Raw genomic sequence first — 25,359 nt, 5'->3', positions numbered from 1 at the left:
TGCTCGCAAAAAGTTACGATAAAATGAAGCTTCATCTTGTATCGCCAGTCGCGTGAGGGCTCTTATACGTTTCGTATAGTCCTTTCGATTTGGGACCTTTTTTCGATAAAAAAACCGCTCCCTGAAAGATCAGAGAACGGTGCTTCCGTTAGTTCTGAATGATTGTGTATCGTATCCCTTCAATAGGCCTTGGCCGCTGTAGCCTCTCTATCATATAACAGAATGCCGTCCCTGTGAATCTCTTTCTCAAATTCAGGGCTAGCCAGTTCATCGTGGCGAACCACATCCAATATGTACAAGCCGGCAGCTTCCTACTGATCAATAGAAGGCTCCTGCCTTGCAACATCGACTAAACGCTTCAGGATTTTCTCGGGTACATGGTTAATCATGTTGCAGCGCCTCCTTCAGCTTAGATGCAACTGTTCGAGACAATCGTAGTATTCGGTTACTATTGTCCAACCATCCCGCCGAATAGGCTTCCATAAACAAATCCTTCGGATACTTCAGGTACACCCCTTTGAGTTCTAGTACAGCCTTTATGGCGTTCCATGATAGTTCATATGTATATTCAAAGCGCTGAATCGTAGCATCCGCCAAAAATTCGTCTTTTTCTGGATAATGAACTGCTGCCTCCAAGGTGGACAGAGCTTTGCCGAATAAGTCAACTCTTCTTTATCCATTCCAATCGTTATCTGCTATTCTGGACTCCAGGAGTGTCATAAACTCTAGCATAATCGATTCTGCATCCAATTTGCTCAAAATATGATCCTCTGAAGCCTCGTCTTTTAAAATTTCAACAATTGTATCTACACCTTTAAAGTGAAGGGCTTCAAGAATTTGACTGGAGAAATTCACATCAAACAACTCCGGGTATTTCTTCAAACACCAATAAATATCATAGAAATCTCTCACTTTGTCTCTTTGAATAAAGGCAACTTGCTTCATATTGAGTAAATCACGAAGCGAGTACACCCTAATTCCGTTTGCATTTTCTATCGAATTTAGCTTTTTCAGCAGCAAGGGTTTATGAAACTACTGAATATTTACCCATCTCGTTACAAGCGGCGGAGATTTCTTTTTCCAATCCTACTCGTCTAATTGCATCCAGGTCGATATCCTCCGAGAAACGGTCCAAGCCATGACAAAATAATAGGCCAGTCCCGCCCTTTAATACAAAATTATCCGAGTTTATGCTTTGATTGATCTTAGATAATATTCGTCGCATGATCTCCAATCGTTCTAATTTGTAGGGTTCCAGCTCTTCTAGCTTTATGGAAAGGCCTAAACTCTCTAGATAACCACTCATCCAGAATTTCTCTCCTCTCCTCATTCAGATGTTCCAGTTGAAGAGTTAGTTGATAGAACAGCTCGTAGACATCGTTTTTCTCAAAAAAATAATCACTGACGCACCCCTTGGCATAACCAATTTGATTGTATTTGGTGAGACTTTCGTAGACCAAGTCCAAAATAGCACGATGATGATTGGCCATATAGATCTGATTCACTTTTATTCCAATTTTATTTAACTCTTTACTTCTGTCTGCTATTCCGTAATAGCCATAAATCCCATTTGTGTTTATCTCTTGATTTTCCCCGTACAATTTTATGGGCTTTGTTCCATCCAGCCAATAATTCATGAAATGCCAATCATAACCGGTCCCGTCACCTAGATCGATATTCAAGGAGTGAATACCTGAAATGTAGCAAAAAATAGTTGTGGATGGAATTTTTTTTACACTCAATGGTCTCACGTCCTTTCCGATTCAGAACTGCCTCTTAACTATTATTATATACATTTATTCAACAAAAAACACCGTCCCCTGTTGGCTCAGAGAACGGTGCTTCCGTTGTAGATCGGTTTGTTTTACGCCAGTGCTTGCTTGCGAAGCTCTTCTGCCTTGTCAGTACGCTCCCACGGAACGTCGATATCGGTACGACCAAAGTGGCCATAAGCCGCCGTTTTGCTGTAAATCGGGTTGCGCAGCTTCAGTTCCTTGATGATGCCGGCTGGACGCAAGTCGAAGTTGCTGCGGATCAGTTCAACCAGCTTCTCTTCGCTTACTTTGCCTGTGCCGAATGTGTCGACTGCAATCGAAACCGGACGAGCTACGCCGATAGCATATGCCAGTTGAATTTCTACTTTCTCAGCGAGGCCCGCTGCTACCAAGTTTTTAGCAACATAGCGAGCTGCATAGGCAGCAGAACGGTCAACCTTCGTCGGATCCTTACCGGAGAAAGCGCCCCCGCCGTGACGAGCATAACCACCATAAGTATCTACGATAATTTTACGGCCAGTCAGACCGGCATCCCCTTGAGGACCGCCGATTACGAAACGACCGGTTGGGTTGATGAAATAGTTCGTTTGGTCATCCAGCCACTCGGCAGGTACAACCGGCCGGATGACATGCTCTTTGATGTCCTTTTGGATTTGCTCCAAAGTGATCTCTTCCGCATGCTGAGTGGACACCACAATCGCGTCGACGCGAACAGGCTTGTCGTCCTCGTACTCAACCGTAACTTGCGTTTTGCCGTCCGGACGCAAGTAAGGAAGCGTGCCATTCTTCCGAACTTCGGAAAGGCGGCGTGCCAGGCGGTGAGCCAATGCGATCGGTAGCGGCATCAACTCTGGAGTCTCGTTGACCGCGAATCCAAACATTAGACCTTGGTCACCGGCGCCTAGCGCTTCGATCTGCTCGTCCGTCATTGTGCCTTCTTTGGCTTCAAGCGCTTTGTCCACGCCCATAGCGATGTCGGCGGATTGCTCGTTCAGAGATGTAAGGACCGCGCAAGTGGAAGCGTCAAAGCCGTACTTGGCGCGAGTATACCCGATTTCCTTGATGGTTTTCCGTACGATGGCCGGAATATCTACGTAATCGGCGCTGCTTGTGATTTCACCAATAACCAGGACAAGACCAGTGGCTACGGACACTTCGCAAGCTACGCGCGCGTTGGGGTCGTTTTGCAGGAATGCATCCAAGACTGCGTCCGAGATTTGGTCGCAAATCTTATCCGGATGTCCTTCCGTAACCGATTCAGATGTGAACAAACGTTTTCTTTTTTGTACCGCCATAATGAATCAACCTCCTGAACCTTAGTATATAATAACAAGGACGGTTCTACACTGAACAGTGTCGTTCCAAAAAAATGAACCTTTTCCGATGGGAAAAGGTTGCATTGGTAAGCATGACCTTCAACTAAAAATCATACTCGAATTGTCGAGTGCTGTCAATAATTGAACGTCCGAATATGTTGGAATATTAGGATTCCATTTGTTGTGCCATGCGGACCAACCGTTGCGTAATCGAACCGCCTACAGCCCCCGCTTCACGCGCCGTTAGGTTGCCTAAGTAACTGGAACGCATTCCGCCTGCAGATGCTGCAGATCCAAGATCACCGGCAAATTCTACATCACTATTGTTAGCTCCAGCTGCCTGCCCGAAATCAATCCCCAACTCAGCCGCAACTTCATACTTCATTTGATTCAAAGCATCTGCACAACCCGGTACCAACTTTGCTCTTCTCGCCATTTAAGTGTAACCTCCTTGTGTGGTGTACGCTTAGTATGGCTGCCCATCCAATCTCAACCCGTCGAACTTCTTGTCAAAACCGGAAATATTGGTCATGGAATTATGTAACTGCCTCGAACGATAATGAAGATGGGATCGGTATTCTTAGGGTCCGATTTCACCCCGCGCCCTTCGCGCGGAAATATCAGCAAATGATTATTCTCAATCGACGTACCCGCCGCTATATCTTTCCCCGCCGTCACATCCGGAATTCCATTATCATCGTTACTCACCGCTACCGTCTTGCCTGTTCGTACAATAAGTTCAGTACCTACCCCTGCGTAAAGCGTTTTTCCCGCCGCTAATTCCACTACCTGTAATTGAGTATCCGCGCCTGTATTGCCGGTTCCGTTACCCGTGCCATTGCCTGTCCCTGTCCCGGACCCTACGCCGCTTGCCAACAGCTCCTGCTTCAACTTCTCCACTTCCGCCTTCACCGCCTGCTGCAACGCCGCCGACCCATTCCCCGACTGCCCCACCATAGCCTCCGCTACCTTTTGGTTGATCTGTTGATCGAAGTAGCTCTTGGTTATGACCGGGTCGTCGATGGAGCCTGGTGTTGTTGCTGTACTACTGTCTGCATTAGATGTAATTACCATTCCAATCCATATTGCTCCGCCCATTAGTGCTGAGAGATATAGAAACTTGAGTTTTTTGGGTTTCATTTGAACCTCCTGTTCTAGCAGTCCATATCTATCATAGCGAAGTTTCACTAGTAGAGGCAAGAAAAAGAAGCCGAGACTATGTCTCGACTTCTTTTTTAGGACGATAATTCTTATACTGGGTTAGCTTTAGCAACTACCGTGAAGGAGATTACGTTGCTACCGTTAACTGCAGTAATGCTCAGTTTGTCGCCAGCTACAATTGTAGCCAGTGTCTTGCCTGAAGGAGGAGTAATGATGATACCTGCGTCAGTGAACTCATTAGTAGTCCATTCTACGCCGTATTGATCCTTAGATACTACGATTGCACGAACCATTGCGCGAACCTCAGCATCTGTATCCAAACCGCTCAGCAGCTCGGAAACCAGACCTGCGGACTCAACCTTGGATGTACCAACAGTTGTGCCAACAGACTTCAGGGCCAAAGTCTTAATTTCTTTTGCAGCGTTGGAGAACGTTACAGTCTTAACAATGGTTTGAGGACCGCTTGCGCCGTTAACCGTTACAACAACTGGGACAGCTTTCTCTTTGTTTGCTCCGCCGAAAGTATCGGCAAATGCTTGGTCGCCATAGATTTTACCATCAGTAGTGTTATAGTATACTGCGGAAGTTACAGTGAAGTCAGCCATAGGCATTTTCACTTTCGAACCGTCTGCCAATACACCGTTAACTACGATTTCTTTACCGTATCCAGTATCATTAGTTGCATACATAGTCGTAATGTCAGCTACTTCATACGAAGCGATGTCAGCTTTCTCTACAACATTAACATTGAAAGTCAGGGAGCTGTTCACAACATCAGTTGTTTCTCCGGCATCAACAGTTCCGTTAGTATTAGTGTCAGTCCACTTTTGCAGCTTTGCTGTAACGGATGTAGAGCCTTTTTCAAGAGCTGTGATCACGATCTCATCAGCAGATGCCTTCAGAACTGTTCCCGACAGGGAAGCTTTTGCAGCAGTACCGTTAGCCAGTGTAACGATGTAGTTGTCTGCACCCAAAGTCGGAGTCATCGATCTGTTATACTGATCCAGAACAACGAGGTTGCCGATCTTCAGTTTGGAAGTTGCGCCTTTTGCAAGGTTCAATGTGATGTCTTTAGTAGCCGAGATTACTGTAGGAGTCTTAGCTTTTTGAACGCTGATGGAAAGAGTAGCAACTTTGCCAGTGCGGCTAACAGCTGTGATCAATACAGTTTTAGCGTCAGCACCAGTTGTAGTAACTTGCAGCTTGGCTTTGCCAGTTACGTCGTCTTGAACGAATTTAATGTCAGAAGCGTTTGTTGCAGTAAGAGTTTGGAAACCTTTAGTAGCGTTCGAAGTGTTCAGATCGCTAGCTTTAGTCATTTCCGCACCGAACTGATCTAATACACTGAACGGAACATCAAATGTTTCATTAGCTACAGCTAGTTCAGGAGCTGTCAAGGATACAGCGTCGGACTTAGAGCGGTCACCAACTTTGATTTCGAAAGTTGCTTTGTTGCCAGTGCTCTTCGAAATTGCAGTCAATGTGATCGTACCAGCCTTAGCAGCCGAAGCAAGCTTTAAGCCGATTTTGTTGGATCCGTCGATCGATACAGTTTCAAAGTCTGCGTATTGGTTAGGAGCTACGCCAGCAACTGTAACATTAGCAACCGTAGTGTCGCTAACAGTCACGACCAGGTCAGTGTCCAAGAAGTTTGCGTTGCCAGCTGCAATTGCATTACCGTATTGGTCTTTTGCAGTAGCCACTACAACATATTCGTTTGCAGTCGAGTCAACCGTCAGATCTTTCTTAGTAGTAACATTATGAACAAGTCCAGTAAATTCTACGGAAGCTACTTGTGCTTTAGCGGAAACTGTCAATACGCTGGAAGCGAAAGTGCTAGTAGATGGGTGAATTACGCTTGCTGCGATTTTCTCGTCAGCTGCGAATTTGTTGTCCCCAGTCAGAGTCAGCTTCAGTACGCCTGCAGTGCCGGCGTCGACTGAGCCTCTACCAGCGGAGAAATTCAAGCTGGAAGCGTATGAGGAAGTAACGTCTTCGTTGTATTGATTGTAAACTTTGTAGCCAGCTGTAACTTCTTGGTTAGTACCTGCTCTGTCGAGAACTGCCTTGTCGGAAGTGAACTCGATCTTAGCAACCTTCTCAGCTTCTACAGAGACTTTCAGGTCTACAGCAGCTTCAGTAGCACCAGTTACAGTAACAGTGTACTCAGCTTTTGGAAGTGCGTTTGCGAATTCCAGAACAACGGACTTCTTGTCATCAGCCCAAGTTTGCTTGGAAGTGTTGACTGGGTTGGAACCGTTTTTCACTGCGAAAGTTACTTTCGAGGAATCCACAGCCGAACCGAATTCAACTTTAATTTTCTTAGCACCAGCTACAGAAGCTGCAACTGTAGGTGCTTTGTAAGTAACTGAAACCGTATAGCTACGATCTTTGTAAGTTACAGTTACGTCAGTAGCTTTGCCCGACTCAAGAGCAGTGTCAAGAGTTTTCTCGGCTACACCATTGTCGCTGAATGTAACTTTCACTTTTTTGCTGTCAACTGCAACAGCTTCTTTGACTTTTGGTGCTGCTTCTGCTTGAACTGCGGAATAAGTAGTTTCTACCAACAGCGAGCGAGGTGCGTCAGTTGTGTAGTCGGTTTGAGCTGGCAACAGACCAGCTTTAACGACTGCAGCAACATAACCTTTCGCCCAATCGGATACTTTACCAGTAACGGATGGGTTAGCTTCAACTTGCAGACCCAATGCGCGAACAACTACAGTTGCCAGTTGCTCTACAGTTACAGTGCCTTCTGGGTTGAACACGCCAGGAGCTGTACCGTCCATGATCATTGGTTGTGCTTTTGCTACTGCTGCGATAACGCCAGCGGACCAACGGTCGGAAGCAACGTCTGTGAAGCCGCTAGCAGTCGAGGAAACGTCGAATTTCTTAACCAGAGCGATGATCTTCGCGAGTTGCTCACGAGTCATGCCGGCGTTCAGCTCGGAACCGTTGCCAGTACCTTCGAAGATACCAGCTGCTTTCAGTGCGTCGTATTTCTCTTGTGTTGTCAACTCAGCTGCGAATGCAAAGGATGCGAACATGGAAGATACCATTGCACCCGCTACAAGTACGGATAAACTTTTCTTCATAACCTTTTTTTCTCCTCCTCTATTGTCTTGCAATGTTCGAGAATGTGGTTCAAGATTCAAGCTCGATTTACTCATCGGCCTATTCACCCCCTTCCCAGAGTTTGAGCGCTATTTACTATTAAAAGTCTGCAACTGGATGTCACAGAAACTAGTAAACCAAATCAATAGAAAACTAGAGACACAGACACCACTATAACATTATACAATGGTGAAAATCCAGCGTAAAGAGATATTTGAGAAAATTACCCAAGTATCACTGTATTGGAGTTGTGTCATTCCTGTTTCTGTCTGATTCACTTAATTAAACGCAGAGGGCCGAAAAAAGTTGCGCGTCGCGCAAAAAACTTTTTTCACTATGTATGCCATGCGCTCTAAGCTCTCATCGGAGATGTGTAACGTCCTTGCTATACGATTGTATTGCAGTTTCGGCTACGTGCTTAGTATACAATCCCCCGCAAGTTTTCGTCATTACTAAGTATTTTCCAGCGTTGCCGCATAAAAACCGGCCGTCGGCTCCTAGGAGCCGACAGCTAGGCGAGATCATTTCGGTATTTTCTTCTGCTGTTTCAGAACACGAATAGCGACTACAGCTGCTTCCGCGCGTGTAAACGTATTGAGCGGATCAAAACGCACGGTAGCTTTGGACTGGCCTTGCTGCAGCACATTCTCCTTGCCCTCAATTAGACCGGCTTTGGCGACAGCCTCTACAGCTGTACGAGCGTAAATATCGATCTGCTCGCCGTCTGTGAACTGCTTCTGAAGGTTAGCAAGCACCTTATTCAGGTCGGAATCCGACGATAGCTTCAAATCGGCCGCACGTGCGATCATGACGGCCGCATCTTGGCGCGTAACGGCCGAATCCGGCAAGAACCTTCCTAATGCTGCGCCACGCACTATACCGGCACGAGCCGCGGTCTCGACATACTTGTAATCGTACAGTCTGGTTAAAATATTAACGCGAGGTACGTCTGTGAAAGTCGGGATATCCGTATATTGAAGCGGAATATCGAATATTTTCACCAGCATTGTAGCAAACTCACCACGTGTAATGGCATCGTTCGGAACGAATGCGGAAGCTTCTTTATTCAGCATGAGCCCTTTCGCATAAAGCGTATCAAGCTCATTCCGCGCCCATGGGTGACCAGTCACGTCGTCGTAACTATTCCCCATGTACATCACTTGATAATAGCCGAATGTTTCAAAAGGTACTGTCACAGTATTATCATTCGTATTAACAACTCCGCCGAGGTTCTTCCATCTCCACTGCGTAGTCCCCGTGTAGTCTTCGTATATATCAAAATGATAAACAGTGACATACTTCCAAGCATCATTTCGTATGATGGAGTCGTATTTCAACGTCAGTGTGCCACGGTCGGTCGGTACTACTTGATCTTCCTTGCTGCGAGCATAGAAAGTATCGTTATCGTACGGGAGCCGACCGCTGCCGCTGAGTGCCTGGTTCATATCCGTTTCATTCTTGCGAATGCTGCCGGCATCAATCCAGAACAATGGGCTGGCCGGGCGGAATTTGCCTGTAGGCTCACTCAATACTTGTTGGCCCGTAGTTGTTATAACCAGCGGGTTGCGGTTTCCAACTTGACCATCTGTAGCAGTCGGGTGTTTCCACTTGTCTACTCGACCGTCCTTCTGATTGGCGATACCAAATAAAATTTTTCGATCGGCTGACAAGAATGGATTAACGGCTCCGGCTTCATTACGCATGAAGTTTGTGCCCCGCGGCAATGTTAACTTAATCTGTCCGTCAAATGCAGTCATCGAGGTTTTGAGCGCTGTCTTGAACTGGGCGCCTTCTACAGGAGTATCCACATTATAAACGATAAAACCTCCATTAGATTTGTTCGTGCCACGGTTTACGACAAACTTGACGGTATTCTTGCCGACCTTAAGATCATTGAGTTCATAGAAGAATCGCTTGCGCTTGATTCCATTCTCATCGAATATTTCGCGTTGAACGGCCATCTCTTTGCCAAACATCACACTGTCGGCGCCTTCCGCATCCAACTCGATCTCCACATAGTTGCTGTTGATGTTGGCTTGGAGCTCGCCCTTCTCGTTCGTAATGAGAACCGGGTACTTGACCACGAACGGCAGCGGCTCACGGCTAATCGTGATGGTACGTGTAACGTTGATGCCGGATGCGTTCGCTATCGAGAATTCGAAAATCGTTTCTCCCTTTGGTGCCAGCGTGATCGGTACGGTTTCGAACTGTCCGATGGTCGGGCTGTTCAACAACCGGAAATAGTTCGGGTTTGCGCTTTGCGGTTCGGCCGAAGAGAAGTTATTGTATCTTCGGTCATAAATGACGATGGGTGCACCGTTGTCATCTTTCGTCCGCTTGGTCAGTTTAATCTCCGTAGCATTCGCAAATTGACCGGAAAAGGCAACAGATGTCTCGCTTGTAGAATAAGTTTCAGGTTGAGTCCCCTTCACGAACTTAATGATGTCCGTTCTCTCGATCGGTTTAATGGATAGAAATTCCGGTGCTTCGGTGCTGAATACGAAAAGATCGTATGAGCTAGATGTGACGATAGCCCCACCTTTTTTAACGTTAAACTTGATTGTGTTTTTGCCTTCCTTGAAGTTAGCTACTTGAACGTAGAACGTCTTGAAGGTTGGATCCGGTACTAATGTATTAGTATTGCTATCATTAACAATAACTTCTACTGTATAAGGATTCGGTGACCCGAACGGCAAGGGGATGTTCACCAAACGTCCTGAAATACAGTTTCCGGTCGGCAAAGTCTCTGATGGCCTAATACAGGTAACTTCCAGATTCGGATTTTTCACAACCCTGCCGCTATAAATATTGTTAATGATCAAATAAGGCGTATTGGAAACCGTTAAATCATATTGCCGACGTCCTGAATAATTTTCTCCGGTCTTGGTATTAGTCACATTATCAGTCGATGGGATAAAAGTAATTGGAGTAATCCCGTTAGCGATATTATCCGGTATGGCATAAGTGAATATATACTTGCCCGACGACTGAAGCGACATGGTGTCCGGGTTATTCAAGGTTGTAGAAATTCCGGTATTCGTTGTGTAATTGCCTAGGTAAACATTCACTTTGTTCGTTTTATTATCGGTGATGATCGACAGCGTTGTCGGCAGCTCCGTAATATCATTGCGACCGCCTTCCGTCAGGATCATCCCGTCGGATCGTTTGACTTGTTCGATATAAGGCAAGTTCGGATCGACGTAGTTAAACGTAAACGTGGTTGGCGGATTGTTGTCGCTTGACGAGTTGTAGAATCGGAACTCGACGACTTGAACTTTATCCGTAGGGATGTCCAGCTTCGCCGAGAAATCAAATACCTTGTATCGGCCCGGCCGCGACCAGGATGCCACTTCGTTCAAAGAGGTCGCTGCTGCGCTCACGTTATAAGGAAAAGGATTTCCTACCACAACATCGTTATACAAAAAGGTAAGCATGTATGCGCCATTGGCCAGTCCCGGAGGACGGACAAATGTTGCGTTGCGTCCTGCATCGATCGAGGATGCCGTTTGCTCCACAAATTGATCCGGATTGTCTACAGGGGCGAATCGTAATTTCAACAAGTTCAAGTTGCGGCCCAAGTTGTTGCCGGCTACGACGACATTCGATCCATTCTCGGAAATCGACGATGCAACAGGATCGGCAACGACAAATGGAAATTGTCCCAAAATCTCATTGTTGTAAATGACGCGAATCAAGTAATGGCCTGCAATCAACCCAGGGATCGAAGTAAAATCGGCTGTGGCCTGCGTTCCTGCAGGAATGGTCGCCAATACATTCGCATTGCGCGGATTGGTACCATCTTCGTTCATGACGACCAGGGCCAGCAGCGTGCGATCCATCAGCCCTACGCCATCAACCGTAAGAGATGTGGAGCCTATCTCCGACGGAATTAATTGAGGAACCGTAATACCGGTCACCGCAGTTGTTCCAATGGTCGGAGAAGCATAAACGGCTCCTGCAACGGTAAGTGGACCTGTGTATGGGTACGTTGAACCCAAAGTTCCATCCGGGTAGCGCAGCTGTTTGGTGAATGCCAACGTATAGTTAACTCCGGTTTGCAAGGCAGATTGATTCGGTATGGTAAACAAGATGCTAGTGTCTCTCACATCCGTTACCGTAATGGGAATGTTTGTAGCGGGATTCGCTTGATCAATCAAACGAGCCGACGTATAGTCGGATTTATTGACGCCCAAGTTTACACCACTGAAAGAAAGCGTCGTCGGGTTCGTAAGTCCGCCGAAGCCGGCGATCGCGTCCGCATCCTTAAGTACGATCGGACCGCTGATTTGAACGTCTGGAGCAGCCGGATCTTTACGCCCTACGGTGAAAGCCCGCTCCGAGATGGCCATCCCATCATAAGTAAGCTTGTATTTGTACAGTCCTTCCGTTTGAATGACCGGTATTTTAAAATTAACGGCACCCAATGTTCCGGCTGTCCCCACTACAGATGCAACGGAACGATTTTGGGCATCTGTAATTTGAAGTGCGTATTGGTTGGGAGTACCGGCAGAAAATTCGAACGCGCGTTCGTCGGCTCCTGGTGCCCATGGAGTGCCGGCTTTGGTCAAGTCGGTTCCAGGATCCGGAATACCGGCAAATGAGGATACGCTTGGCAATGTTAAGTTGCCTGTTGGGATATTAACGCCCAAGGAGTAAGCCGTATCGTGAATCGTACGTCCACCGTCTGTTATGACAATTGAATAAGGACTGTTCGCTGCAGTAAGGGAACCTGTTGGCAGTCGATAAGCCGCTACCGTCTTCGCTGTGTTCACGGCAATAGGTGTGCCGACCGTGATGGATGCATTCGCATCCAAGTCAACCGGGATTCCGTCTTTACCCGTCAAAGTAAGCTTCGAGTTCGTGGAGAGGGCTTCCCCAGAGATGAACATATCCGTTGCCGTGTAGCCCTGATAAATTACGCTCGGATAAACGGAAAATACTTTCGGTGCGGCATTCGCTCCATCAAGATTGTAGGGACCAAAACGCTGTCCCCCAACCATAACCTCAACAAACTTGTATTGAAGATCGCCGAGCGCCGTCAAGTCGTCCTTCAGATAAGCAGAAATTTCCGCCTTCGGCGTAGTGATCATCGGTGTCCGGATCAGATCATGCTTGATGGGGTTCCCGCTGGTGTCCAACTGAGAAGGAGCTCCATTCGTATCCAATTCCCCGATCTTAGCATTAAAAGCAAACGGCTTGCCGTTGTCGTAGATCAGGTTCTTCTGCACTTGGAACGTTTTCGAATTGTTGACCGCGACGATGGTCATCGGGTTGTCGCCCGGCTTCAAGCGGAACGCTGCCGTAGAGACCGGCTTGTTGATGTCGTCGGCCAAGAAGAAGAAATCGCCGTTGCTGAAGAAAGCATTCTTAGGAGCAGGATCGCCCTCGAGAAACGCTTTGACTTCCGTGGCATTCGGAGCCGTACCGGCGATGTTGACGATCGTGGACTGCATCGGATTGTCCGGATACAGCTTGTTGTCCTCGAACGTCACGCCATTGATGGTCAACGTCTCCAGGTTGGTGGTCGGCGTATAATACACCCAAGCCGGCGCGGAAGCAACGACGCTGGTGTCGCCAAGCTTCACGACGATTTTGTTCAAGCCTTCGGTCAACCGAACGTTCTTGAACTGGATGTCGAATTGGCCGGTCTTCACCGCCTTATTGGTCGTATCCCGTACAGGCGATGCAGCGACGGTCACGTTCGTCACTTCATAATACAGGCTCTGCACCTGATTGTCGCTAATGTTCTCGATCGTAGCCGGAATCGTAATCTGGGCGCTGGTCACCCGCGGAACCATGGAATTGCTCAGGTCCGGCTGCGCGTCGGAAGTGTAATAGCCCGTAATCGTAATCCGCGACGTAGCCGCGTAGGCCGACATGGCCGGAATGAGCGTCATGAGCATGGACAGGACGAGGACGAAACTTGTCCACTTGCGGTACCTCGTTTTCAAAACCGGTTTCCTCCTTATGTTTGCCTTCGAAAGACATTTGTATAAAGTAGTTATCGGTCAAATTTTGTCTAAAATGAAGAGACCGAGGAAAACTAATCCGCTTGTCCCAGGCCAACAAAAAGAGCCAATCCTTATAGGGACTGACTCCAAACCGTTCGTGATGAGAAAGCTGATACAAATCGTTACTTCGACGTGCTCTTCGAGCGAACGCGCATGAGCAGATGAATGACCGGCTTCTTGCTCTTGCTCACGATCCCGATCGCTTCCGCTCCCACTTGCAGCACCAGCAGCAGCAAAGCAATCAGTAAAATCGTTACCCACATGGTCGTCTGTGAAAGCAGGATGGCGCAGCAACCGAAAAAAAGCGAAATCGCATAAATGATCAACACCGTCTTGCGATGGCTGAAACCGAATTGTAGCAAGCAGTGGTGCAGATGATTCTTGTCTGCGACCGAAATCGGCAGCTTGTTTACCCGTCGGCGCACGATAGCGAAGAATGTGTCGGACAACGGAACGCCCAGGATCAATATCGGAACGATGAACGATACCACGGTCGCTTGCTTAAAGCCCAACACAGACAACGTAGCCAGGCTGAACCCTAGGAACAACGCACCGGAATCGCCCATAAAAATTTTCGCCGGATGGAAGTTATAGTACAGGAACCCGATGATGCTGCCAAGCAGCAGAACGCTCAGCACGATAACTGTAGGATTCCCCATAAGGATCGCCATCACGAGAATCGTCCCCGTAGCAATCGCGGATACGCCGCCCGCCAACCCGTCAAGTCCGTCGATCAAGTTCACTGCATTCGTAACCCCGATAATCCACAAGACCGTAAGCGGAATACTCAGCCAGCTCGTTTGGAACGAATCGCCGAAAGGCAAGTTGACCAGTTCGATCTGGATGTCGCCATAAAACACAATGACCAATGCCGCCACAAGCTCAGCCGCCAGCTTCACACGGGGCGACAGGTCGAATCTATCGTCCAAGGCTCCGATCAGCACGATGATGGCACCGCCGATCAGGAGAGCCGAAGCTACTTTTACATTATAATCGTCAATCGTAGGGGCAATCACGAAGAAAGCTCCCACAAACGCGATGAAGATGGCCAACCCGCCGAGACGCGGCATAATCCGCGTATGTACTTTGCGTTGATTGGGTTTATCTACAGCGCCGACGAAGAAGGCAAATCGTTTCACGAGCGGGGTCATGCACAGTGCGAGCAAGCAAGCTGCGGCAAAACCGATTGCGTAAAGAAACTCCATTTGTCTTCCTACACCCCCTCTATTCTCTATAACCGTGTTTGGGTCAAAAATCGCTAGTGGTCCGAAAAAAAGCTGGCTGATAGGCCAACGGACACATTATACTCCCTTGCGACCGGAAACACCACAGCTAAAATAGGGTAAAAAAGCGGTTTTTCAGGCGTTTTTCAGCCAACCATTCAAACTTTCTGGACGTTTTCTTTTTCGCGAATCACTTTCACTGCGAATTGCGGCAACGCAAGCATTCTTTTGTAACGTTTCGGCTCGCGGAGCAGCCGGTAGAACCATTCTAAGCGAAGTTTTTGGAACAATACCGGCGCTCGTTTCGTTTTGCCGGAGAACACGTCGAAGCTCCCACCGACCCCGATTACAACGGGAACTTGCAGCTCTTGCTTATAGCGATCGATCCACGGCTCTTGTCCATCCACGGATCGGCCGACTAGTAAGAGATGCGGTGCTTTGCTGCGAATATCCTCGATAACCTCGGCATCTTGTGCGGCTCCGAAGTAACCGTCGCGAACCCCTACAATCTGAAGCTCGGGGAATTGTTTGGCTATGTTCGCAGCAGCCGCTTCAATGACATCCGGGGCGGCCCCGAGAAAGTAGACCCTCCACCCTCTCTCTTCGCCAAGCCGGAACAGGTTCTGAATCAACTCGATACCCGGGACACGCTCCGCAACCGGATTGCCTACATAAGAGGCCGCCCAGACGACGCCGGTGCCATCCGGCACGATCAGCTCAGCTCGTTTCATCATCGCCTTGTAGCCGGGATCGTTCACAGCCGTCATGACCATGATCGGGTTGGCTGTGATCACTTGATGGGGGGTGCCGCTCTCCATGGCTTCCGTCAAATAACGGACAGTATCCGCCATATTCATCTGTGAGAAAGGAACGCCGAATAGATGGACAGTAGAAAACTTATTCATGCCATTTCATCCTTCATTAACGTAATGCGGCGAGAATTTGTTGCGCCGGACGGTTCGCCTCTTGTTTCAACCGCTGGATCCGATCTTGCTTGGCGCTGCGCCAGGCAGACGCTCCCTCCAACAACCCGAGCAGGTCGACCTTGACTTGTTCCGCAGAAAAATCGATCTTATCCGGTGCGGTGGAAGCTGAAGCTTGCATGTCCAGACGCTGCAGAAACTGATTGATTTTAGGGTCATAGGATATGCCCATCAAGGGCACCGACTGCGAAGCCGCATAAATGAGCGAATGCAGCCGCATCCCTATCAACGCGTCGCAAGCGCCGACTTCCGCCAGCATGTCCTGCGGATGCGTGATTCCGCTCGCGAGCTCCGTCCTGGCTGCCTGCCCGATACGATGGATCACATGGCGAGAAGCCTCTTCATCGGAAGGCAGATGGAAGGGGAGAAAGCGATAGACCGCATCCCGATCCCGAGCGGCTTCCACTATCGCGGCAGCCAGGGCATCGAGCTCGGCCCGCTCTTTGTTCCAGAACCGAACCGAGACGCCGACAACCGGCAAATCCCGACTACCAGCTGCAGCAGCACCAGCATCCAACTTTCGCGGCAACCCCATCACGGGATCCGGTACTACGTCGATGCGGCCGCTCGGCACCCCCATCCGGACGAGCAGATCAGCCGATTCTTGGTCTCGTACGGAAATATAGCGGCACTTTTTAAATACCATTCGTATAAAAGGGTCGTAAATGCGTCGGTACACCGGCCCAATCCCCTGGGAGTAAATGAAGGTCGGCTTGCCCAGCCATTGAGCGATCCGGAGAATGCCCAGGTAGTACGGAATGGTTAAAGCTCCCGTAGCATCCTGCAGCAAGCTGCCGCCACCGCTGATCAGACCGTCGCAACGTCGCAGAGCAGCTGCCATCTCGCCCAGCTTCATCCGAGGGACAGCCTCGACACCGTACATCTTGGCGGTGCCGTTCGGATCGGCCGACAGCACGACCGGCTCGACCTGTACGCCTTGCGCTGCTCCCTCAGCCTGCAGCGCGAGCAAAATCGACTGCAGCACCGCCTCATCCCCGCTGTTATTAAACCCATAATATCCGGAAATCGCTATTCTTTTAACAGACTTGGGGACCATCGCTTCCAACTCCTAGCCAGCAAATTCCAGATGCCGATGGCCGCCAGTCCGACGACAATCCCGACGATGACGCCATACATGACCCGCAGCGCCGAAATGTAAATCGGCGTATGCAGATGCGCAAACGTATCGACGAGCGAGAGCTGTCCCATGACCGCCCCTATGAAAGCAAATGCGGCGAAGCGATACCTCATTAACAAGTATGCGCCTACAATGAAAAGGGGATGCGCGAACAAGAATTCTTTTGTCCTTGGACGAACGCCCATCTTCTCTTCCAGCAGCGCCCTGAACATTTTCTCTACATTCGAAGCTTGTCCCTCGTTGCCGGTCCGGGAGAGATAGTACCACAATCCGCCCAACACGACGCCGGCCAACACAATCCACAAAATACTGATCTTCATAGCCAACAACGTGCGAGCCCGCTTCACAACCCCGCGAATGCCCGTCTCCCCGTTGAACAACAGCACGTACAAGCCTACGAACACAATCGGCAGCAAATGCAGCAGCGCAACGCCGCGGAACTGCTCCAGTACCAAATAGTAGGACAACCCGCTAAGCAGCGCAACCACGTAAGCAATACCGACAAAAGTCATCACGGTGGTGCGCAGGAAAACTACAATAGCCGTCCCAATGCGCGGATTAGTCGCCGCCTTCGCCTGAATACTGCGGATAGCGTGCAAGGTAGCCCAAGTCGGCGCGCAGACGGCCGCCCCGAACGCCGCCGCTTGAAGAGCGATTGACGCAGACAAACCATACAGCCCCAGCACGCCGACCACGCCGACCGCAAAGAGCAAGGTAACGAGCAACGGGAAGAAATACCCCACCGTAATCGCGATGAGCGCCACCGCGCCGATCAGGACGAATACTTTCAGCCAAGCGATCGCTTTGCCGTACTCCACGAAAGCATGCGCTTCGCCAAGCTTATAGCCGAACCCTTCGATCCGCTCCACCGCGCCCTTCGGCCCTTCCAAGCTCTCGATGATATTGTCCATGTAGTCGTTCATGAACCCCTTCTCGGTGTCCTTGGCCGACTTGGTGTTAATGAACAGCAATCGGATATCCCGGTCCTTCACGGCCAAGACCAGCTTGTCCGCAATCACGTCGGGCTTCAAATTCACTTCCGTATCGAAGAGCGGAAACACACGAACCGCATTGCCTTGCAAACGGTCCACGAACTGCACGGTGAAGCCCCTCTGCGGCGCCTTCAGACGTTCGATCGCCCCAGTGCCCATCCCGTACTTAACCATCAAATGAGCCACTTCCTTGACATGCGAGTCCTCCGGCTCCTCATCGTAGCCCGTAACCGCAACGCCGTCGAACACGATTCGTTTCACGCCGTAATCGCTAAGCGTCTTAAGGGTAGATTCGAACTCCTCCGCCGAGAAAGGCTGCAGCCGGTTCGACAACCGGGCCAGGATCTGGAAGCCCAGCTGGTTATGAAGCTTGTCCAGCGTGATCGGATCCGGCGGGAGCGGCTTCGTATTCGCCTCTTCATAGGGGAGGGTGATGATCAACCCGTTCTGATTGTTGTAGCTCCAGGACCGCACTTCGACGTTCAGCCGCTTGCGGTACACATTCTCGATCAGCGGTTGCAGCTTCTCTCTAGCGGCATTGCTAGTGAAAAGCAAATAAGTGAAGTTCTCGTTCGGGACAATCGGCTTGCCGGTCATCGCCGAATATTCGTTTTGGGTAAACACTTGAATGCTGCGGCTGTATTTCAACTCTTCGAGCGAAGCCTCGTACACGCTCATCGTGCCGACGCCGACGTTCTTCAGGCGCGTCAGCTGCTGGTTCAAGTAATCCGCCGGATTCGGTTTATACTGGGACGCCTCCAGCAAATCGCGATAGTCGAAAACAAGCTCCACATTTTTAGTCGACCGTTCCGTCTGAATCCGCTTGATGCCCAGGGGAAGGGAGGCCACCAAACCTACAATGACGACCAGCCACAACCATTTGCTAACTTGGCGATTCCACTGCAAATACCGTTCCAACAAAGGGATCACTCCTAACGTTCTATCCGTCGACCCGTTCCATAACGGCGGTCCTTAAGCGGTTCAGCTGCTCAGACGCTTGGTCCGGGGTGCCGCCGCAGACGGAGAAATAGACTTTAATCTTCGGTTCGGTGCCGGACGGACGCAGACAGAACCACGAATCATCGGCCAGCGTAAACTTGAGCACATTCTCTTGCGGCAAGTCGTCGATGCCTAGCGAGTAGTCTTGGACGGCCGCTACCGGCACGCCGCCCACCATCTCAGGCGGGTGGTTCCGCCAATCCGCCATAATGCCGCGGATCGCGGCAACGCCGTCAATCCCTTTCATCGTGCGGGATTCCAATGCCTCGAGGAACGTACCGTAAGTCCGATAGAGCTCCTCTAGTACCTCGTACAACGTTTGCCCCTGACTCTTGTAGTAGGCGGCAGCCTCGCACAACAACATCGAAGCGAGGACCGCATCCTTATCCCGCGCATAAGTGCCGGCCAAATAGCCGTAGCTCTCTTCGTAGCCGAACAGAAACCGCTTCTCACCAGTTTGCTCGAACTCGGTCATCTTGGCGCCGATATATTTGAAACCGGTAAGTGTATTTAATGTCGAAACCCCGTAAGCTTGAGCGATGACCGCCCCCATCTCGCTAGTGACAATCGTCTTGATAACGACGCCATTCGGCGGGAGCTGTCCCTTGGCCTTCAAGCTGCTCAGTAAATAATGCGTCAGAAGCGCACCCGATTGATTGCCGGTGAGCACGACATACTCGCCGGCGCTATTCTTCACTACGGCGCCGACCCGATCGCAGTCCGGATCCGTGCCGATAATCAGATCGGCATGCTCCTGCTTAGCCAGCTCGATCGCCAGCGTGAACGCCTCGCGCTCCTCCGGATTCGGCGAACGCACCGTAGAGAAGCCCGCATCGGGCAGCTCCTGCTCCGGCACGACATGCACGTGCCGGAACCCGATGCGAGCAAGCGCCGCCCGCACGGACAAGTTGCCCGCCCCGTGGAGCGGGGTATACACGATGCTGAACTCGTCGCTGACCGCACGCACGACATCGGCGTTCAAGCTGACGGATGTAACGGCATCGATGTACGCCTCATCGACTGCCGCTCCCACCGTCACCAGCAGCCCTTGCGCGACGGCTTCCTCCGCGGTCAACCGGAGAACGTCGGCATTCCCCGCCACGGCCTGCACATGCGCAAGCACTCGCTCCGCACTAGCCGGTACAAGCTGGCCGCCGTCGGCGCCATACACCTTGTACCCGTTGTACTCCGGCGGGTTATGGCTCGCGGTCACGACAATACCGGCTGTCGCGCGCAGATGCCTCACGGCAAAGGACAGCTCCGGCGTCGTGCGCAGCGCGTCAAACAAATAGGCGCGGATCCCATTGCCGGCCAACACCAAGGCGGCTTCCAGCGAGAACTCTGGCGACTGATTCCGAGAATCATAGGCGATCGCCACCGAATGCAGCGACTCGCCTGCCGCCAGAGGCTGCTCCAGGACGAATCGGGCCAGTCCCTGAGTAGCTTTTGCCACCGTATACCGATTCATGCGGTTCGTTCCTGCGCCAATCACGCCTCGCAACCCGCCGGTGCCGAACTCCAAGTCGCGATAAAACCGATCCTCGATCTCTCGCTCCGAGCCCTCGAGCAATTGCAACTCCTGTTTCGTCGCGGCATCTACCGCTTCATCGTTCAACCACGCTTGATACCGTGCCTGCGCTTCGCTCATCCGAATGGGCTCCTCTCTGGTTCCGATTGTTCTTACGAACGGTCCGACAAGGCAAACATCAAGCCGCCTTCGGCAACCACCTTGTCGCCTACCTTGGCTACCGCACTGCCTTTGCCGATCGTTCCCTTCAGCCGAGTGATGGTCACTTCCAGCGTCAGTGTATCCCCAGGCACGACTTGTCCGCGAAAACGGAACTCATCGATGCCCGCGAAAAACGCCAGCTTCCCGCGGTTCGCCTCCATCTTGAGAATCGCTACCGCGCCTACTTGCGCGAGCGCCTCTACGATCAGAACGCCGGGCATAACCGGATGTTCCGGGAAATGGCCGGCAAAATGCGGCTCATTCATCGAGACGTTCTTGATCCCTATCGCGCGGACGCCCTCCTCCACCTCTAAAATTCGATCTACCAACAAAAACGGGTAGCGGTGCGGAATGATCTCCTGAATTTGATTGATATCCAACATCGTCAACTGCTCCCTCCATTAAGTTCAAGCAAGAAGGCCTGTTCATAGGCCCCGCTCGCGAATAAGAAACCTTCTATGTACTTAGAATAAGGATTGTCCCTTCTCGTCTGCAGGCGAAAGGGTTCACATAAGGGAGCATGGCGCCAAGGCAACGAGGTCCTTCGCCATGCTCTTTTTTTTGTGGATCCGGTGTGGATCCGGGCTACCCTTGATTGTCATGCGATTGCGTCTCTTGATTGATCGACTTGAACAAGAAAATATAGACGAACGAGGCGAGAAACGAGAGCCCGATCGCAGACCACAAGATGGCAATACCAAGCGATTGGTCGAAAAAGACGAACAGGAACGCCAAATAATACAGCACCGTCGCCACTTTCCCCATCGTGTTGGCCGGCACCGTTCGTTTCCCTCGAAAATGGAAAAACGCCGATCCAATAATCATCCCCGCGTCTCGGAACAGCATCGCTACGGCCGCCTCCCAAGGAATGCGCCCCGTCACCAGCAGAGAAACGACTACCGTCACCATCATGCACTTGTCCGCCAGCGGATCGAGCATGATGCCGATCGGCGTGATCTGTCCCCGTTTGCGCGCCAAATAGCCGTCCAGCACATCGGTTGCGCCTGCCAGCACGACAATCGCGAAAGCAGTCTTGATATGCCCGAGGCTATAGAACACAATGTAGACTGGGATTAAGGCAAATCGACATAACGTAAGCAAGTTTGGAAGATTCAATCGCACCCCTCGCCCTCGAACGAACTATCATCCATTCATTATACCGTTGTTGGTGCAAAAATAAAACTCCCCGCCGCAGCGGGGAGCCGTTCCATGCCTCTTAATTACCGAATACCAGGTTAAACAAATGCTTCCACGTCTCAAGCTGCCAGACGTCGGACGATTCACGGCCTCCGATATACGAATACCCGACTACGACCCCAACGATCAAAGCGGCCACGCACAAGACGGGCACCAGCAAGAGACGAAGAATATAGAAGCTAATGCGAGCCCATGGCGGTATGGGCTTGCGCGTTTTCGCCGGCTTGTCCCCCTTGGCGGGAGACGGACTGCTCGTCGTCGGCTTTAGACCTGGCTTAACGCTGCCTGGCGGAGCTTTCGGTCGCAGCTCGTCCTTCTTCTGATCCATGAGAGGAATAAACCTAGCTCCGAAGCTGGTTCGTCAGCCCCATCAGATTGTCGGCCGAAGCGAGCGCTTTGGCGTTCAACTGGAACGCCCGCTGCGTCAACATCAGCTCCGTCATTTCATCCGCCAGGGTGACGTTCGATTGCTCGACGAACCCTTGTCTTACCGCCAGTTGTTCCGCCTTCGGATTGTTCGGATCCGCTGCTACGACACGCACGATTTCGCCCAGGGCGGGGTCAATATCCGCCGGCATCGTGTACAAGTTGTCCCCTAGCTGCTGAAGCACCTGAGGCCGTACGATCTGCACCAGCTTCAGCTGGCCGACCTCCAAGGCCGGTTCACTTGGATCCTGCTCGCTCGTGGCGAGCACCGTGCCGTTCTCGGTCACCTTGAGCTTGTGATAGTTCGGGATGCGGATCGGCTGATCGTTCACATCAAGCACTGCAAACCCTTGTTTCGTCATCAGGTAGACGTTATCGGGATCCTCAGGCCGCGCGTTCAATGAGAACGTGCCATCCCGCGTCCAAGCCGGCGTCGCGACCGACAAGCCGTTCTCGTCGACTCCCTGGATGGCGATCTCGAATAAGGCGTTGCCCTCGATCGCGATATCCGTCGGGAGATTGGTCTCCTTCAGCGAGCCTTGCGACATCTGCGTCTGGATCGAGCTGATCTTGGCACCCCAGCCCTGGGTCAGCCCCATCGGCGACATCCGGCCGCTCTGTTGGAACTCCGCCGGCTGCTGCATCGTAGTCGTCAGCACGTCGTGAAACGTCACTTCGGCTCGCTTGAAACCGGTTGTATTGATATTCGCCATGTTGTTGGCGATAACGTCGAGCTTCTGCTGTAGTCCCTTCATGGTGACAAGGGAATTGATCATGGAATGGTTCATCCAACCGAACCCCCTAACCTGCTAAATTTAGACCCGGCCGACATCATTGACCGCCATCTCCAAGCTGCGGTCATAATACTGCACCATCTTCTGATTCGCCTCGTACATCCGAGTAGCGGTCATAAGATCGACCGTCGCTTGCGTCGGATCGACGTTGGAGCGCTCTATGAACCCTTGGCGCACCTGCACGTTGTCGGTCGGATTAATCGGTGCGATCGCAGACGGGGCTGTCTCGTCATTGCGCAGCACGCCGCTGCCCTCCGCAATTAACCGCAACGGTTCTTCCACTCGGCTGATCAGCAAAGTGATAGGTTGTCCAGCCGCATCCAGGATGTTGCGACCGTCCACCGAATCGAGAATTTGCCCCCGCCGATTCACCGTTACATTCGGGATCGGATTACCCGTGTCCGGATGAATCAGCACGATCGGTTCTCCGTCCAGCCCAGCCACGCGGAAACCCTCCGCGGTCACCAGTTGGCCCGCAGAGTCCACCGTCAGCTTGCCGTTGCGCGTATATCGCTGCTCTCCGTCCGCATTCAGCACAGTGAAGAACGCTTGCGGCTGGAAGATCCGCTCGCCGTCTTCCGTAATTGTCTTCCCGTTATTGAACTGGAGGCCCTCCACTTGAATGTCCGACACCAAAGCGAAGTCGAACGGGCTTCCCGTCTCCCGCAAATCGCCCTGGACGTTCACCGTCAGCGCTTCTTCGGCGAGCACGCCTGTGTTGAGGCGCCCCATCGACGTGCGGGGAGCGCCGAGCGATTCGCCTTCCGTCAGCGCAATCAACATCTCCGGAAATGAGCGCGACACCATACGGCTCATCTTGAACCCCGGCGTATTGATGTTCGCGATGTTGTTCGTGACCGTATCGTGCTTCCGCTGCTGCGACAGCATGCCCGCCGTAGCGGTGTACATTCCTCTTAACATGGGATCCCTCCAGCGTGTGGAATGGAATAATGAGTTTCTACATTATATATCGGCGGATCAGCCGAGTTTTTTTCTAGTGACTTTATCGAGGTTGTCCAGCATGATACCGGTCCCGTTGACCACGCAGTGCATCGGGTCTTCGGCGATCAACACCGGAACCTTAAGCTCGTCCGCCAGCAGTTGGTCGATACCGTGCAGCAGCGCGCCTCCACCCGTCAAAATGACGCCTCGGTCGATGATGTCCGCCGACAACTCCGGCGGCGTCCGTTCCAACACGATCTTGGCCGCCTGGACGATCGCGGAGACTGACTCCCAGAGCGCTTCCTTCACTTCGCTGGAATGGATCGTTACCGTGAGTGGCAGCCCCGATACCATATCGCGGCCGCGAATGTCCATCTGCTCGTTGCGCGTTTCCGTATACACCGTGCCGATCTTCAGCTTGATGTCCTCCGACGTCCGTTCTCCGATCAGCAGCTTGTACTTGCTTTTTATGTATTTCATGATCGCCGAGTCGAACTTGTCCCCCGCTACTTTAATGGAAGAAGCGGTGACGATGTCGCCCATGGAAAGGACGGCCACGTCCGTGGTGCCTCCTCCGATGTCGACGACCATATTGCCCGAAGGCTGGAAAATATCCATACCGGCTCCGATCGCCGCAGCCTTCGGCTCCTCCTCGAGGAACACCTCCCGAGCGCCGCTCCGTTCCGCCGCCTCGCGGATCGCCTTCTGCTCCACCGACGTAATGTTGGTAGGCGCGCAGATCAGAATGCGCGGATGCGAATACCACCGCTTGCCCCCGACCTTCTGGATGAAATGCTTGAGCATCATCTCGGTAATTTCGAAATCGGCAATAACCCCATCCTTCAGAGGGCGAATCGCGATGATGCTGCCGGGCGTCCGTCCCACCATCCGGTGAGCTTCTTCGCCTACAGCAAGCACCCGCTTGGTTTCGCTTTCGATGGCGACCACCGAAGGCTCGTCAAGCACCACGCCGCGCCCTTTGACATGAATGAGGACATTAGCCGTACCTAAGTCAATTCCTATATCTTTACTGAACATGAACGATGAGTCCTCCCTGAAATCCGTCCGCCACGACTATAGCCCGTTTTACACAGTAAGTATATCTATTTCGACAGCTTTTGCAAAATTCCTCTTTTTTTAATCTAAAACTTATGAGGAGGCGCATCTATTAGGTGGGGAGTTTTTTACAAGGCGGGAGGGCAAGACTTAGCGGGCCGTGACCAGATGATCCGCCGATTTCGGCGAACGGGTCCGCTTGTATTTCACTTTCGTCGCTTCTCCTCCCCTTAAATGGCGAATGGACTTGTGATACTCCAGGATCAGCTTGACTTGATTGGCCAACTCCGGATTGATCTCCGGCAGCCGCTCGGTCAGATCTTTATGCACAGTGCTCTTGGATACTCCAAATTCCTTGGCTATCGTGCGCACGGTCTGTCTTGTCTCCACAAGACTGCGCCCGATCTTGATCGTACGCTCTTTGATGTAATCGTGCACTCCCCTCGCCTCCCTGCTCGAGTTAGTTTGGTACAGTATATGAGGGGCAGGGCCATATATTCTTTGTT

General features: G+C 51.3%; 20 protein-coding genes and 1 pseudogene. All 21 read right to left on the bottom strand.

Annotated elements, in window-relative coordinates:
- Window positions 1–381: 381 nt before the first annotated feature.
- Window positions 382–654: pseudogene (locus PKO02S_RS33845) on the bottom strand (nucleotidyltransferase substrate binding protein); the annotation flags it as partial.
- Window positions 655–672: 18 nt separating this feature from the next.
- The gene (locus PKO02S_RS08680) at window positions 673–1,020 is read right to left on the bottom strand and encodes a nucleotidyl transferase AbiEii/AbiGii toxin family protein (RefSeq protein WP_127581190.1); all 348 of its coding nucleotides are present in this window, start codon (window positions 1,018–1,020) and stop codon (window positions 673–675) included.
- 4 nt (window positions 1,021–1,024) lie between these two features.
- Window positions 1,025–1,225: a nucleotidyl transferase AbiEii/AbiGii toxin family protein gene (locus tag PKO02S_RS33840; RefSeq protein WP_164821354.1), complete on the bottom strand. Its 201-nt coding sequence runs from the start codon at window positions 1,223–1,225 to the stop codon at window positions 1,025–1,027.
- Window positions 1,206–1,742 carry a hypothetical protein gene (locus PKO02S_RS32290; protein WP_164821353.1) on the bottom strand — a complete coding sequence of 179 codons (537 nt, stop codon included), beginning with the start codon at window positions 1,740–1,742 and terminating at the stop codon, window positions 1,206–1,208. Before PKO02S_RS32290 ends, PKO02S_RS33840 begins: the two co-directional genes overlap by 20 nt.
- Before the next feature lie 122 nt (window positions 1,743–1,864).
- Window positions 1,865–3,070, bottom strand: a complete 1,206-nt coding sequence (gene metK / locus PKO02S_RS08670; protein ID WP_127581184.1) for a methionine adenosyltransferase — start codon at window positions 3,068–3,070, stop codon at window positions 1,865–1,867.
- Window positions 3,071–3,257: 187 nt separating this feature from the next.
- Window positions 3,258–3,527, bottom strand: coding sequence for an alpha/beta-type small acid-soluble spore protein (locus PKO02S_RS08665; protein WP_127581181.1), 270 nt, complete (start codon window positions 3,525–3,527; stop codon window positions 3,258–3,260).
- A 92-nt stretch (window positions 3,528–3,619) separates the two neighbouring features.
- On the bottom strand, window positions 3,620–4,231 hold the full coding sequence (locus PKO02S_RS08660) for a hypothetical protein (protein WP_246066884.1): 612 nt from the start codon (window positions 4,229–4,231) through the stop codon (window positions 3,620–3,622).
- Window positions 4,232–4,341: 110 nt separating this feature from the next.
- Window positions 4,342–7,419 carry an S-layer homology domain-containing protein gene (locus PKO02S_RS08655; protein WP_127581178.1) on the bottom strand — a complete coding sequence of 1,026 codons (3,078 nt, stop codon included), beginning with the start codon at window positions 7,417–7,419 and terminating at the stop codon, window positions 4,342–4,344.
- A 465-nt stretch (window positions 7,420–7,884) separates the two neighbouring features.
- Complete coding sequence (locus PKO02S_RS08650; protein ID WP_127581175.1) at window positions 7,885–13,314, bottom strand: S-layer homology domain-containing protein; 5,430 nt, start codon at window positions 13,312–13,314, stop codon at window positions 7,885–7,887.
- Between the two features lie 182 nt (window positions 13,315–13,496).
- Complete coding sequence (locus PKO02S_RS08645; RefSeq protein WP_127581173.1) at window positions 13,497–14,579, bottom strand: glycosyltransferase family 4 protein; 1,083 nt, start codon at window positions 14,577–14,579, stop codon at window positions 13,497–13,499.
- 176 nt (window positions 14,580–14,755) lie between these two features.
- Window positions 14,756–15,502 (bottom strand): WecB/TagA/CpsF family glycosyltransferase, encoded by a 747-nt coding sequence (locus PKO02S_RS08640; protein ID WP_127581169.1) that lies wholly within the window; start codon window positions 15,500–15,502, stop codon window positions 14,756–14,758.
- A gap of 16 nt (window positions 15,503–15,518) precedes the next feature.
- A complete protein-coding gene (csaB, locus tag PKO02S_RS08635) occupies window positions 15,519–16,637 on the bottom strand; it encodes a polysaccharide pyruvyl transferase CsaB (RefSeq protein WP_127581166.1) in 1,119 nt (372 codons plus the stop codon).
- On the bottom strand, window positions 16,610–18,628 hold the full coding sequence (locus tag PKO02S_RS08630; protein ID WP_127581163.1) for a DUF5693 family protein: 2,019 nt from the start codon (window positions 18,626–18,628) through the stop codon (window positions 16,610–16,612). The genes csaB and PKO02S_RS08630 overlap by 28 nt, the downstream gene beginning before the upstream one ends.
- Window positions 18,629–18,650: 22 nt before the next feature.
- Complete coding sequence (locus tag PKO02S_RS08625; RefSeq protein ID WP_127581159.1) at window positions 18,651–20,357, bottom strand: phospho-sugar mutase; 1,707 nt, start codon at window positions 20,355–20,357, stop codon at window positions 18,651–18,653.
- 32 nt (window positions 20,358–20,389) lie between these two features.
- Window positions 20,390–20,821, bottom strand: a complete 432-nt coding sequence (gene fabZ, locus PKO02S_RS08620) for a 3-hydroxyacyl-ACP dehydratase FabZ (RefSeq protein ID WP_127581242.1) — start codon at window positions 20,819–20,821, stop codon at window positions 20,390–20,392.
- A 202-nt stretch (window positions 20,822–21,023) separates the two neighbouring features.
- A complete protein-coding gene (locus PKO02S_RS08615; protein WP_127581156.1) occupies window positions 21,024–21,554 on the bottom strand; it encodes a CDP-alcohol phosphatidyltransferase family protein in 531 nt (176 codons plus the stop codon).
- 100 nt (window positions 21,555–21,654) lie between these two features.
- A complete protein-coding gene (locus PKO02S_RS08610) occupies window positions 21,655–21,963 on the bottom strand; it encodes a DNA-directed RNA polymerase subunit beta (protein WP_127581153.1) in 309 nt (102 codons plus the stop codon).
- A gap of 13 nt (window positions 21,964–21,976) precedes the next feature.
- Window positions 21,977–22,849, bottom strand: a complete 873-nt coding sequence (locus tag PKO02S_RS08605) for a flagellar hook-basal body protein (RefSeq protein WP_127581150.1) — start codon at window positions 22,847–22,849, stop codon at window positions 21,977–21,979.
- A gap of 27 nt (window positions 22,850–22,876) precedes the next feature.
- Window positions 22,877–23,776, bottom strand: coding sequence for a flagellar hook-basal body protein (locus tag PKO02S_RS08600; RefSeq protein ID WP_127581147.1), 900 nt, complete (start codon window positions 23,774–23,776; stop codon window positions 22,877–22,879).
- Window positions 23,777–23,833: 57 nt separating this feature from the next.
- On the bottom strand, window positions 23,834–24,835 hold the full coding sequence (locus PKO02S_RS08595) for a rod shape-determining protein (RefSeq protein WP_127581144.1): 1,002 nt from the start codon (window positions 24,833–24,835) through the stop codon (window positions 23,834–23,836).
- A gap of 168 nt (window positions 24,836–25,003) precedes the next feature.
- Window positions 25,004–25,291 (bottom strand): sporulation transcriptional regulator SpoIIID, encoded by a 288-nt coding sequence (gene spoIIID / locus PKO02S_RS08590; protein WP_127581141.1) that lies wholly within the window; start codon window positions 25,289–25,291, stop codon window positions 25,004–25,006.
- Window positions 25,292–25,359 lie beyond the last annotated feature (68 nt).

The organism is Paenibacillus koleovorans NBRC 103111 (assembly GCF_004000845.1).
Lineage (GTDB): Bacteria > Bacillota > Bacilli > Paenibacillales > NBRC-103111 > Paenibacillus_AA > Paenibacillus_AA koleovorans.
This window is presented reverse-complemented; position numbering and strand designations above follow the sequence as displayed.

Coding starts and splice junctions, on each gene's coding strand:
- PKO02S_RS08655 (WP_127581178.1), bottom strand. CDS start 7,419: ATGAGTAAATCGAGCTTGAATCTTGAACCACATTCTCGAACATTGCAA.
- PKO02S_RS08645 (WP_127581173.1), bottom strand. CDS start 14,579: ATGGAGTTTCTTTACGCAATCGGTTTTGCCGCAGCTTGCTTGCTCGCA.
- PKO02S_RS08665 (WP_127581181.1), bottom strand. CDS start 3,527: ATGGCGAGAAGAGCAAAGTTGGTACCGGGTTGTGCAGATGCTTTGAAT.
- PKO02S_RS08605 (WP_127581150.1), bottom strand. CDS start 22,849: ATGAACCATTCCATGATCAATTCCCTTGTCACCATGAAGGGACTACAG.
- fabZ (WP_127581242.1), bottom strand. CDS start 20,821: ATGTTGGATATCAATCAAATTCAGGAGATCATTCCGCACCGCTACCCG.
- PKO02S_RS08625 (WP_127581159.1), bottom strand. CDS start 20,357: ATGAGCGAAGCGCAGGCACGGTATCAAGCGTGGTTGAACGATGAAGCG.
- csaB (WP_127581166.1), bottom strand. CDS start 16,637: ATGGTCCCCAAGTCTGTTAAAAGAATAGCGATTTCCGGATATTATGGG.
- PKO02S_RS08610 (WP_127581153.1), bottom strand. CDS start 21,963: ATGGATCAGAAGAAGGACGAGCTGCGACCGAAAGCTCCGCCAGGCAGC.
- PKO02S_RS08660 (WP_246066884.1), bottom strand. CDS start 4,231: ATGAAACCCAAAAAACTCAAGTTTCTATATCTCTCAGCACTAATGGGC.
- metK (WP_127581184.1), bottom strand. CDS start 3,070: ATGGCGGTACAAAAAAGAAAACGTTTGTTCACATCTGAATCGGTTACG.
- PKO02S_RS08640 (WP_127581169.1), bottom strand. CDS start 15,502: ATGAATAAGTTTTCTACTGTCCATCTATTCGGCGTTCCTTTCTCACAG.
- PKO02S_RS08600 (WP_127581147.1), bottom strand. CDS start 23,776: ATGTTAAGAGGAATGTACACCGCTACGGCGGGCATGCTGTCGCAGCAG.
- PKO02S_RS08595 (WP_127581144.1), bottom strand. CDS start 24,835: ATGTTCAGTAAAGATATAGGAATTGACTTAGGTACGGCTAATGTCCTC.
- PKO02S_RS33840 (WP_164821354.1), bottom strand. CDS start 1,225: ATGCGACGAATATTATCTAAGATCAATCAAAGCATAAACTCGGATAAT.